Source organism: Streptomyces sp. NPDC059853 (assembly GCF_042731495.1).
Lineage (GTDB): Bacteria > Actinomycetota > Actinomycetes > Streptomycetales > Streptomycetaceae > Streptomyces.
In genome coordinates, this window is sequence record NZ_JBHWJL010000200.1 from 1 (window position 1) to 9,735 (window position 9,735).

The following is a 9,735-nucleotide window of genomic DNA, read 5'->3' on the forward strand; positions in this document are numbered from 1 at the left end:
GTACGGGCGCGGGTGGCCCGACGGGCGCGGGCACGGGCGCGGGTACGGGTGCGGGCGGGGGCGGCGCGACCGGCGCGGGTGCGGGCGCCGGGGCCGCCACCGGTGCGGGTGCGGGCTGGACCACGGGAGCGGGCGCGGGCTGGGCCAGCGGCGCGGGCGGCGGCGCGGCGGGCGGCCCGGAAGCGGGTCCGGGGCCGGGCGGCGGGGCGAAGCCGGGCACGACGGGTGCCGGGGCGGGGGCGGCGGCCGGCTCGGGAGCCGGAGGCGCCTCCTCCTCGGCGACCTCGCCGCCGAAGTGGGTCAGCAGGGCTTCGAGGCCGCCGTCGAACCCCTGGCCGACGGCGGCGAACCGCCAGCCGTCCTTGCGGTAGAAGTCGCCCAGCATCACGGCGCGTTCGGTACTGAACTCCGAACCGTCGAACGCGTACCTGGCCACCTCCTCGCCCCCCGCGACGATGCGGAGATAGCCGGGCGCGGCCTGGGCCATGGTGCCGTCACCGTCGATGGTGGCGGTGAAGGAGAGCCGGTCGACGGCCTGCGGCACCCGGTCCAGGGTGACGCGGAACGACTCGGTGTCCCCGGCCTGCGGGCCCAGCAGCTGGAGGGCTCCCTCCGGTGACGCCTGCTGGTTGTAGAAGATGAAGTACCGGTCGTCGGAGAGGCGTTCGTCCGCGTCGAGGCCGAAGCAGCTGATGTCGAAGGTCATCCCGGGACCGGAGATGCTGACACCGACGTACAGATCCGTCCCCAGCGTGAGATCGCCGAGCCTGGCCTTCTGGCCGCGTTGGAAATGCCTGACCATGCGTGACCGACCGTCCCCCGTCCGGAAGTGAACCAACTCCGCCGGTCAGCCTAGTCGCTGACGCCGACAGGAGGGCAGGTCAGCGTCAGTCGGGGGAGCCGCAGGGGATGTACGGCAGCCGCTCGGCCGCCACCACGCCCTCCAGGAAACCGCGCGCCCGCTCGGTGCGCGGGTAGGCGTCCAGCAACCGCCAGAACCCCTCGCCGTGGCCGGGCACCAGCAGATGGGCCAGCTCGTGCAGGAGCACGTAGTCGATGACGTACTCGGGCATGCCCTGGAGACGGTGCGAGAGCCGGATGCTGCCCATGGCGGGGGTGCACGAGCCCCAGCGGGAGTTCTGGTTGGTGACCCAGCGGACCGTGTCCGGGCGGGCCCGGCCGCGCAGATAGCGGGCGGACAGCTCGGCGGCGCGGCGCCCGAGCGCGGCGTCGTCGAGCATCCGGCGGTCCTCCTGGGCCGCCAGCTTCTCCAGCATGACGGAGACCCACCGGCGCTCCTCGTCCGCCGACATCCGGGCGGGGATGAGGACGACGGTGCGGTCGCGCTCGCGGTAGGCGGAGACCGTACGCCGGCGGCGGGTGGATCGGCGCACCTCGACCGCCCGGTCCGCCGACGGGCTGTACCGCGGCGGGCCGGCGCTGCTGTTCAGCGGATCGGCGCTCACCCTTCGACGTTACCCGCTGACAGCGGGATATGTCCCCCCTGACAGCCCCGGAGCGGGCACGCGGCGTTGAACCGTGCAGTTCATCGGACCATATCCCCCGATTGTGGATAACTTTCCGCGATGACACAGGGTGATCGGGCACTCTGAGTAACGAACCGCACGCGACATGCACAGCACCCGAGGAGCTGATCACCATGCGTCCGATGATCAAGCCGGCCCTGCGCCGCGGCTGGCGGGACGGGCACACCCTGCGCTTCGGAGTGACCCCCGCGCACGCGGTGCTGCTCGGCCCGGTGGACACGGCGACGCAGAGCTTTCTGGCCCTGCTGGACGGCACCCGGGGGCTGCCCGCGCTGCGCGACGCGGCGGCGGCCCTCGGCCTCGGCCGGTCGGCCGCCGACCGGATCGCGCACCGGCTGACCGACCTCGGCGTGCTCGACGACGCGGACGCCGACCGCGCGGCGACGGCCCGGATCGGCGAGGCAGCACAGCCCGACCTCGCCTCCCTCTCCCTGGTGCACCGCGAACCGGGCCGGGGGCTGCGGCGGCTGCTGGAGCGGCGCCGGGCCTGGGTGCGGGTGCGCGGTGCCGGACGGGTGGGAGCGGCGGTGGCGGTCACGCTGGCCCAGGCGGGCGTGGGCCGGGTGGAGGTCGTCGACGGCGGCCGGGTGGCGCCGGCCGACACCACACCCGGCGGGGTGCCGGCCGGCCGGCGCGGACAGCGCCGGGCCGCGGCGGCGGCCGACGCGGTACGGGCGGCGGTCCCCTGGGCCCACGACAAGGGGCCGCCGCCACCGAGAGAACGGCCGGGCGGCCCCCATCTGGTGGTGCTCGCGCCCCGGGACGGCATCACCGCCTACGCGCCCGACCCGGTACCGGCCGAACCCCTGCTGGCGGCGGGCACCCCGCACCTGTACGCGGGGGTGGTGGAGGCGACCGGCTTCGTCGGTCCGCTGGTCGGCCCCGGACGCACGGCCTGCGCGGAGTGTCTGCTGCGCACCCGGGCCGGGCACGAGCCGGGCTGGCCGCTGCTGGTGGCGCAGTGGCGCAACGCCCCCGCCCGTGCCGCGCCGTCCTGCGACGCGGCCCTGGCCCAGACGGTCGCCGGACTGACAGCGGCCACGGCCCTCTCCTTCCTGGACGGGACGGCTCCGCCCGCACCGAGCACCCGGCTGGAAATCTCCCTCCCCGGCCTGGACGTCCTCACCACGACCCACCCACCGCACCCCGAGTGCCCCTGCGGGGCGCACACCGGTGGCGCCGCGGCCCCACCACGGCCGGACGGTGCCGCCGACGATCCCCGTCCCGGCCCCGCGGAAGGAGACCGCCCCCGCCGGCCACCCGGGACGCCGGTGCCCTCGGGATGAGGCGGGGCGGCAGCCGGACACGCGGAAGCCCCCGCCGGGGGCGGGGGCTTCGGGGTCGGAAGGGATGGGCTGTGGTCATCGGTGCTGCATGACCGCCTGGGCCAGGGCCCGGCGGGCCCGGTGGGAGGCGCGTTCGGCCCGTGCCTGGAGGCGGCGGGACCTGCGGTGCAGGCGGTCCGCGAGGGCCAGTTGGCGTGACATGCGTTGAGACTCCGCTTCGCGGGCGCGTTCACTCATATGGGAGCGCGCCAGCGCTTCTGGGATGAGATGCAACTCAGTGATCCTGTTCTGGTCCCGGCACGCGTCGACGGCGGCCGGATCTGTGGTTCTCGTGGTCAGTGCGCGGATCCCGTCGATCCGCTGGGGGCCGTGGGCGGCCGGACGTCCGATGGTGCCCGGGGTGTTCATGCCGCGACCGGATTCTTGCGCGGGCGGCCACGGGGCCGCTTCCTGGGCACGACCACGCCCTGGACGAACAGTTCGCCGCCCCATACGCCCCACGGCTCGCGCCGCTCCTTGGCGCCGGCCAGACAGGCCTCGCGCAGCGGACAGGTGCCGCACAGGGACTTGGCGTATTCGACGTCCTCGGGGGACTCGGCGAAGAACACCTCGGGGTCGTAGGAACGGCACGGCACGGTGGCGTCGAGTCGCTCGATGGCCTCGTCGAGTTCGTTGAGGCTGTACAGCGGGGTCACAGAAGTCTCCGGATCGGGTGGTGAGTTCAGGTCAGGTCGGGTGGTCGGCGCGATGGGCACGGTCATGTCCTCGGTTCTTTTCTGTTGTCGTGGGCAAAACAGAAGGGCCGCGGATCCCGATGGGATTCCGCGGCCCTGGAAGGTGCCGACCTGATCTGAGCCGATCAGGCTGGATGCATCCAGGGTTTGAGCCCGCGGAGGGCCCACATCGTGTGAAGCTGGCTCTTCTGCTGTCCGAACAGCTGATTCGCTGCCACTGCCGCCGCACCGGCGCCCTTGGCTGCTGCTGCCACGACGGCGACATAGGCATCCGCTGCCTGTGCCGCTGCCGGTGCTGCCGCTACCGCGGACGCCTGGGTCGGTCGCTCCGCGCGCTCGATGCGCTCAACGCGCTCCGTGCGCACCTCACCTGCGGCCTCGGCACCGAAGACACCGGTGGCGAAGGACAGCCGGGAGCTGCCGGGCAGGCAGGTGGAGACGACGCCGCGGCCGGACAGCCCGGACAGTTTCGTCAGAGTGATGCTCGCCACTGGAATCGCCTCCTTCAGGAGTCTCGTCCTCGGTGGACCGGAATGATCCGGACCGAGGTATACGGAATCAGTACAACTCAGTACAGCACGGCTCGTCCGGAAGCGAAAGCCTCCCCCGGCGCCGTGTGCAGCACGCTATGCGGATGGCCGCGGGCCGCGCAAACTATTTTTCCGAGGTTTCCCCGTCGGGGTGATCCCCGGTACCGCCGGATGACCCCTCCGCGCGGTCGGGAAGCTCCTGACCTGCGCACAGAGCCAGCACGTCGGCGCCGAACTGGGCGAGCTTGTGCGCGCCGACACCCGAGATCCGCGACAACTCGGCCTGGCTCGCGGGCTCCGATTCGGCGATCGCCATCAGGGTGACGTCGGTGAACACCGCGTACGCCGGGCGCCCCAGCGCCTTCGCCTGCTCAAGGCGCCACTCCCGCAGCCGCTCGTACAGGCCCTCGTCCATGGTGGAGGGGCAGTCCACACAGCGCCGCAGCTTGATCTCGGCGGCCTCGGTCAGCGTCCGGCCGCAGACCCGGCACGGCACCGGCCCGCGCGCCCGGCGCCGCCGGGAGCCGCCGCCCTCGACACCGCCCGCCGCACCCGCCCGGCGGGTGCCCGCGGCGCCCGAGCCCGGCCGCAGCCCCTCCAGGAAGCGGCTGGGCCGCCGGGACGCCCGCCCGCCGGGGGCGCGCGCCAGCGACCACGACAGCGTCAGATGCTCCCGGGCCCGGGTCACGCCCACGTACAGCAGGCGCCGTTCCTCCTCGACCTGCTCGGGGGTCTTGGCGTGGGTGATCGGCAGCATCCCGTCGGTCAGCCCGACCAGGAACACCGCGTCCCACTCCAGGCCCTTGGCGGTGTGCAGAGAGGTGAGGGTCACCCCCTCCACGGTCGGCGCGTGCTGGGCGTTGGCCCGTTCGTCCAGCTCGGCGACGAAGGCCGCCAGGTCGGCGCCGGGCCGGGCCCGCCCCAGGTCCTCGGCCAGCCGCACCAGGGCGGCCAGCGACTCCCACCGGTCGCGGGCCGCGCCGGAGCCGGCCGGCGGCTGCGGCGTCCAGCCGGTGGTCGCCAGCACCGCGCCCACCTCGGCGGCCAGCCCTTCGGCGCCCGCCAGCGCCCGGTCGTTGCCGCTGCCGGCCCGCGCCGCGCCGCGCAGCGCGAGGGCGGCCTGCCGGATCTCGGCCCGCTCGAAGAACCGCTCCGCCCCCTTGAGCTGGTACGGCACCCCCGCCTCGGCCAGCGCCGCCTCGTAGCTCTCGGACTGCGAGTTGGCCCGGTAGAGCACGGCGATCTCACTGGCGGGCACCCCGCCCCCGCCCTGCTCCACGGGGGCCATGAGCTGCTGGATCCGGCGGGCGGTGGCGGCGGCCTCGGCCGGCTCGTCCGGGTGCTCGCGGAACTCCGGCTCGGGCCCGGCGGGGCGCTGCGAGATCAGCTGGAGCCGGGATTCGGCGGCCCGCCCCTTCGCCTGGTCGAGCAGCCCGTTGGCGAGTTGCACCACCTGCGGGCTGGAGCGGTAGTCCCGCACCAGCTTCACCACGGTGGCGTCCGGGTGCCGGGCGCGGAAGTTCAGCAGGTGGTCCGGGGTGGCGCCGGTGAAGGAGTAGATGGTCTGGCTGGCGTCGCCGACCACGCACAGGCTCTCCCGGTCCCCCAGCCACAGTTCGAGCAGCCGCTGCTGGAGCGGGCTGACGTCCTGGTACTCGTCCACGACGAAGTGCTGGTACTGCCGGCGCACGGTCTCGGCGATGTCGGGCCGGTCCTGGAGGATGCCGACGGTGAGCAGCAGCACATCCTCGAAGTCGATGGCGCCCCGGTCCTGCTTGAGCTGTTCGTAGGTGGCGTAGATCCGGCTCGTCTGGGCCGGGTCGCGCGGGGCGTCGCGGCCCGCCTTGGCGATCGCCGCCGGATAGTCGTCCGGCGTGGTCTGGGTCACCTTCGCCCATTCGATCTCGCTCGTGACATCCCGCAGTTCGTGCCCGTTCAGCGAGATCCGGCAGCGGCCGGCCGCCTCCGAGACCAGCTTGACCTTGCGGTCCAGCAGCCGGGGCACCTCGCCGCCCACCGCCCGGGGCCAGAAGTACTGGAGCTGGCGCAGCGCGGCGGAGTGGAACGTCCTGGCCTGGACCCCGCCCGCGCCCAGGCCGCGCAGCCGGCCGCGCATCTCGCCGGCCGCCCGGTGGGTGAAGGTGACGGCCAGCACCGTGCTCGGCTGGAAGACCCCGGCGCGCACCCCGTAGGCGATGCGGTGGGTGATCGCCCGCGTCTTGCCGGTGCCCGCGCCCGCCAGCACGCACACCGGGCCGTGCAGGGTGGTGGCCACGGCGCGCTGCTCGGGGTCGAGCCCGTCGAGCACCGCGTCGGCGGAGTCCGGCACGGCCGGGAAGCCGGGGAGCCCGAAGGAACCGGGGGAGCCTGGGGGTGGGGTTGCTGCTGTCACGCCCGTCATGCTGCCAGGTCCGGCGCCGGGATGCGGCCGACTTGTCCACAGCCCCGGTCATACCGTCGCACCGGACATCCGGGATTACTCACCCCGCCGCCGGTGTTCCCCCTTCAGCGATGATGGGATCGCCGAACCGTCCGAACACGACCAAGGAGCGCAGACGATGCTGGGCACCGTGACGATGTACAGCACCACCTGGTGCGGTTACTGCCGCCGGCTGAAGAGCCAGCTGGACCGCGAGGGGATCGCCTACACGGAGATCAACATCGAGGAGAACCCGGAGGCCGCCACCCTGGTGGAGAAGGCCAACAACGGCAACCAGACCGTCCCCACGGTCGTCGTCGCCCCGACGGGCGGGGCCGAGGTCACCATGACCAACCCGTCCCTCGCCCAGGTCAAGCAGGCGCTCGCCCCGGCGACCGCCTGACGGTCAGCCCAGCGGTTCCCCGTACCACATCTCGATCAGCCGGGCCGCGATGGAGACGCCGGACGGAGGCAGGACCTCCCCGGCCTCCATGGCGGCCCGCAGCTCGTCCCGGGAGAACCAGCGGGCCTCCTCGATCTCCTCGCCGTCCGCCTTCACGGCCGAGGTCACCGCCCGCGCCACGAAGCCCAGCATCAGGCTGGAGGGGAACGGCCACGGCTGGCTGGCGACGTACTCCACCTCGCCCACCACGATCCCGGCCTCCTCGGCGACCTCGCGGATCACCGCCCGCTCCACCGACTCCCCCGGCTCCACGAACCCGGCCAGCGTCGAGTAGCGGCCCTCGGGCCAGTGCAGCTGCCGCCCGAGCAGCGCCCGGTCCTCGGCGTCCGTGACCAGCATGATCACCGCCGGGTCGGTACGCGGGTAGTGCTCGGCGCCGCAGGCCGGGCAGCGCCGGATGTGCCCGGCCGCCGCGATGACCGTCCGCTCCCCGCACCGCGAGCAGAACCGGTGCGAGCGCTGCCAGTTCTCCAGCGCCACCGCGTGCACCAGCAGCTCGTTGTCCCGCTCGGACAGCAGCGGCGCGGCCTCCCGCAGCCCCGCCGGGCGCGCGGCGTCGTCCATGCGCCCCGGGAGCGCGTCCTTCTGGAGCGCGAAATACCGCACCCCGTCCTCGTCCGTCCCCAGGAAGTAGCGGTGCGCCTCGGTGAACGGGGCGTCGAACGACGGCATCATCACCAGCTCGGTGCGGCCGTCCTCGGTCTCCTCGATCAGCGCCTGGCCACCGGACACCACGAACACCCTGGTGGTGGGGTGGCTCCAGGCCGCCCCCAGCCACGCCTCGTCGAGACGGTGCTCGCCGCCCCGGTCGATGCCGCCGTTGCCCGTGAGCGCGATCGGCTGGACGCCGTTGTCCGAGGTGCTAGCCATACGGGAAGCCTAACCGGGGTCGTTCGGCTCCCAGGACTCCTCCCCCAGCAGCAGCCGCTCCAGACCGGCCCGCCCGGGCAGCACACTGGGCCGGACGACCTCCCCGCTGCGGACGTACAGGAAGGCCGCCGTCACCCGGCTGAGCGGCAGACCGCGCCGCTCCGCCCACGCCAGCCGGTAGATCGCCAGCTGGAGCGGGTCGGCGTCCTGGCGGCGGGCGGTCTTCCAGTCGATGATCTCGTAGCGCTCCCCGCGCTCGTCGTCGGTGCGGTAGACCGCGTCGATGCGGCCCCGGATCACCCGGCCCGCCAGCCGCAGCTGGAACGGCGCCTCGATCCGGTACGGGGTGCGGCGGGCGTACGCGGTCCTGCCGAACGCCTCCTTCAGCGCCGCCAGCTCCCCCTCGTCCGCGATCTCCTCCCCGTCCCCGTCCGCGCCACCGCCCGGCAGTTCGTCCGGGCCGAGCATCGGCAGCGGCAGCTCCTCGAACCGCGACTCCACCCAGGCGTGGAAGCGGGTGCCCCGGCGGGCGGCGGGCTGCGGCGGGCGCGGCATCGGCCGGGCCAGCTCGCGCGCGAAGCCCTCCGGGTCGGAGGCCAGGCGCTGCACCTGGGTCGCGGACAGTGACACCGGAAGCGGCACCTCCCGCACGCCCTCCCTGGCCCGGCGCAGCTCGCCGGCCAGGGCGTCCAGGTCCCGGTCCCAGGACTCCACCGTGCGCCGCTCCTCGGCGGTCAGCTGCGGCGGCGGGCCCGCGGGGGCGGCCGGCGCGGCGTCCCCCGCCGCGTCCGCCGGTTCGCGGAACCCCTCGCGGAGCAGGTCGAGCACCCGGTCGGCGGCGGCGCGGCGGCGCTCCAGGGCGACCGGCTCCAGCGGCAGCGGCCAGGCGCGCTCCTCGGTGGGCTCGGCGAGGGCCGGGTTCTCCTCCTCGTCGTCCGGGGCGTCCGCCCAGTGCTCCACCTCGCCGTGCGCCGGGTCGGCCTCGCAGTGCGCGCGCAGCGCCTCCAGGAACGCGGAGGGGCCGCGTTTCTTCTTCTGGCTCGGCCCCCACCAGTGCCCGGAGCCCAGCAGCAGGCGGCGCGGCCGGGTGAAGGCCACGTACCCCAGGCGCAGCTCCTCGTGCAGCAGGTGGCCGGCCAGCAGTCCGGCGTACTCCTTGTACGCGGCGGCCGTCCAGCCGCTGATCGCGGGCAGCGTGGCGGCGTCCCCGCGCAGCGGGTGGGGCAGGGCGCGCGGGTGCTTGAGCCAGGAGTCGCGGGCCTGCGGAGAGGGGAAGCCGCCCTGTCCGGCGCAGAGCCCGGGGACGGCGACGACGTCCCACTCCAGGCCCTTGGCCTTGTGCGCGGTGAGCACCTTGACGGTGTTCTCACCACCGGGCAGCGAGCCGTCCAGGCCCTTGTCGTACTGGGCGGCGGCGCGCAGGAACGCCAGGAAGGCGGTGAGCGAGCCGCCGAGCCGTTCGCCGTCCACGGCCACCCCGGTGCGGCCGGCGGCGAATGCGGCGGCCAGGTCGAGGAAGGCGGTGAGGGTCTCGCGGCGGCGGGCGGCCAGGGCCTGCGGGGAGGCGGAGAGTTCCACCTCAAGACCGGTGACGGCCAGCACCCGGTGCAGGACGTCCATGAGCGGGTCGGCGAGCGAGCGGCGCAGGTCGCGGATCTCGGCGGCGAGGTGCGCGAACCGCACCCGGGCCTCGGCGGAGAACGGCAGCCCGTCCGCGTCGTCCCGGTCCTCGCCGATGAAGGTGTCCAGCGCGTCGGCGAGCGAGGTGGTCTCGGCGGGGTCGGTGCCCTCGACGGCGGCGGCGAGCCGGTCGGTGGCGTCCTCGCCGGGGGCGGTGCGGCGCACCAGGTGCCGGGCCCGGCGCCCGAGCAGGGCGAGATCGCGGG

General features: G+C 74.5%; 10 protein-coding genes. 2 read left to right on the top strand and 8 right to left on the bottom strand.

The genetic code is table 11. From position 1 onward, the window contains the following. The coding region (locus ACFV5N_RS19480; protein WP_385601248.1) for a TerD family protein at positions 1-802 on the bottom strand (802 nt) is incomplete at its 3' end. A gap of 85 nt (positions 803-887) precedes the next feature. Next, a complete protein-coding gene (locus ACFV5N_RS19485) occupies positions 888-1,466 on the bottom strand; it encodes a M48 family metallopeptidase (protein ID WP_385601250.1) in 579 nt (192 codons plus the stop codon). Positions 1,467-1,660: 194 nt separating this feature from the next. Between ACFV5N_RS19485 and ACFV5N_RS19490 the strand changes: the two genes are divergently transcribed. Beyond that, a complete protein-coding gene (locus ACFV5N_RS19490) occupies positions 1,661-2,833 on the top strand; it encodes a TOMM precursor leader peptide-binding protein (RefSeq protein WP_385601253.1) in 1,173 nt (390 codons plus the stop codon). Between the two features lie 75 nt (positions 2,834-2,908). On the opposite strand, the gene ACFV5N_RS19495 is transcribed toward ACFV5N_RS19490, so the two are convergent. The 4 genes from ACFV5N_RS19495 to ACFV5N_RS19510 all read right to left on the bottom strand — a co-directional run bounded on the left by ACFV5N_RS19495 (position 2,909) and on the right by ACFV5N_RS19510 (position 6,498). Then, a complete protein-coding gene (locus tag ACFV5N_RS19495) occupies positions 2,909-3,241 on the bottom strand; it encodes a hypothetical protein (RefSeq protein WP_385601256.1) in 333 nt (110 codons plus the stop codon). Beyond that, positions 3,238-3,594 carry a WhiB family transcriptional regulator gene (locus tag ACFV5N_RS19500; RefSeq protein WP_385601259.1) on the bottom strand — a complete coding sequence of 119 codons (357 nt, stop codon included), beginning with the start codon at positions 3,592-3,594 and terminating at the stop codon, positions 3,238-3,240. Before ACFV5N_RS19500 ends, ACFV5N_RS19495 begins: the two co-directional genes overlap by 4 nt. Before the next feature lie 98 nt (positions 3,595-3,692). Next, positions 3,693-4,058 (bottom strand): hypothetical protein, encoded by a 366-nt coding sequence (locus tag ACFV5N_RS19505; RefSeq protein ID WP_385601261.1) that lies wholly within the window; start codon positions 4,056-4,058, stop codon positions 3,693-3,695. Between the two features lie 163 nt (positions 4,059-4,221). Continuing rightward, entirely contained in the window at positions 4,222-6,498 is a 2,277-nt protein-coding gene (locus ACFV5N_RS19510) for an ATP-dependent DNA helicase UvrD2 (RefSeq protein ID WP_385601264.1), read from the bottom strand. A gap of 157 nt (positions 6,499-6,655) precedes the next feature. Between ACFV5N_RS19510 and ACFV5N_RS19515 the strand changes: the two genes are divergently transcribed. Continuing rightward, positions 6,656-6,919 (top strand): mycoredoxin, encoded by a 264-nt coding sequence (locus ACFV5N_RS19515; protein ID WP_385601267.1) that lies wholly within the window; start codon positions 6,656-6,658, stop codon positions 6,917-6,919. Between the two features lie 3 nt (positions 6,920-6,922). On the opposite strand, the gene nudC is transcribed toward ACFV5N_RS19515, so the two are convergent. Continuing rightward, positions 6,923-7,849, bottom strand: coding sequence for an NAD(+) diphosphatase (gene nudC, locus ACFV5N_RS19520; RefSeq protein WP_385601270.1), 927 nt, complete (start codon positions 7,847-7,849; stop codon positions 6,923-6,925). 9 nt (positions 7,850-7,858) lie between these two features. Further along, positions 7,859-9,735 (bottom strand): PD-(D/E)XK nuclease family protein (locus ACFV5N_RS19525; protein ID WP_385601272.1); only part of this gene is annotated, 1,877 nt, incomplete at its 5' end.

Excerpts from the sequence above, each read along its gene's own strand:
- nudC (WP_385601270.1), bottom strand. The coding sequence starts at position 7,849 with ATGGCTAGCACCTCGGACAACGGCGTCCAGCCGATCGCGCTCACGGGC.
- ACFV5N_RS19495 (WP_385601256.1), bottom strand. The coding sequence starts at position 3,241 with ATGAACACCCCGGGCACCATCGGACGTCCGGCCGCCCACGGCCCCCAG.
- ACFV5N_RS19515 (WP_385601267.1), top strand. The coding sequence starts at position 6,656 with ATGCTGGGCACCGTGACGATGTACAGCACCACCTGGTGCGGTTACTGC.
- ACFV5N_RS19490 (WP_385601253.1), top strand. The coding sequence starts at position 1,661 with ATGCGTCCGATGATCAAGCCGGCCCTGCGCCGCGGCTGGCGGGACGGG.
- ACFV5N_RS19500 (WP_385601259.1), bottom strand. The coding sequence starts at position 3,594 with ATGACCGTGCCCATCGCGCCGACCACCCGACCTGACCTGAACTCACCA.
- ACFV5N_RS19510 (WP_385601264.1), bottom strand. The coding sequence starts at position 6,498 with ATGACGGGCGTGACAGCAGCAACCCCACCCCCAGGCTCCCCCGGTTCC.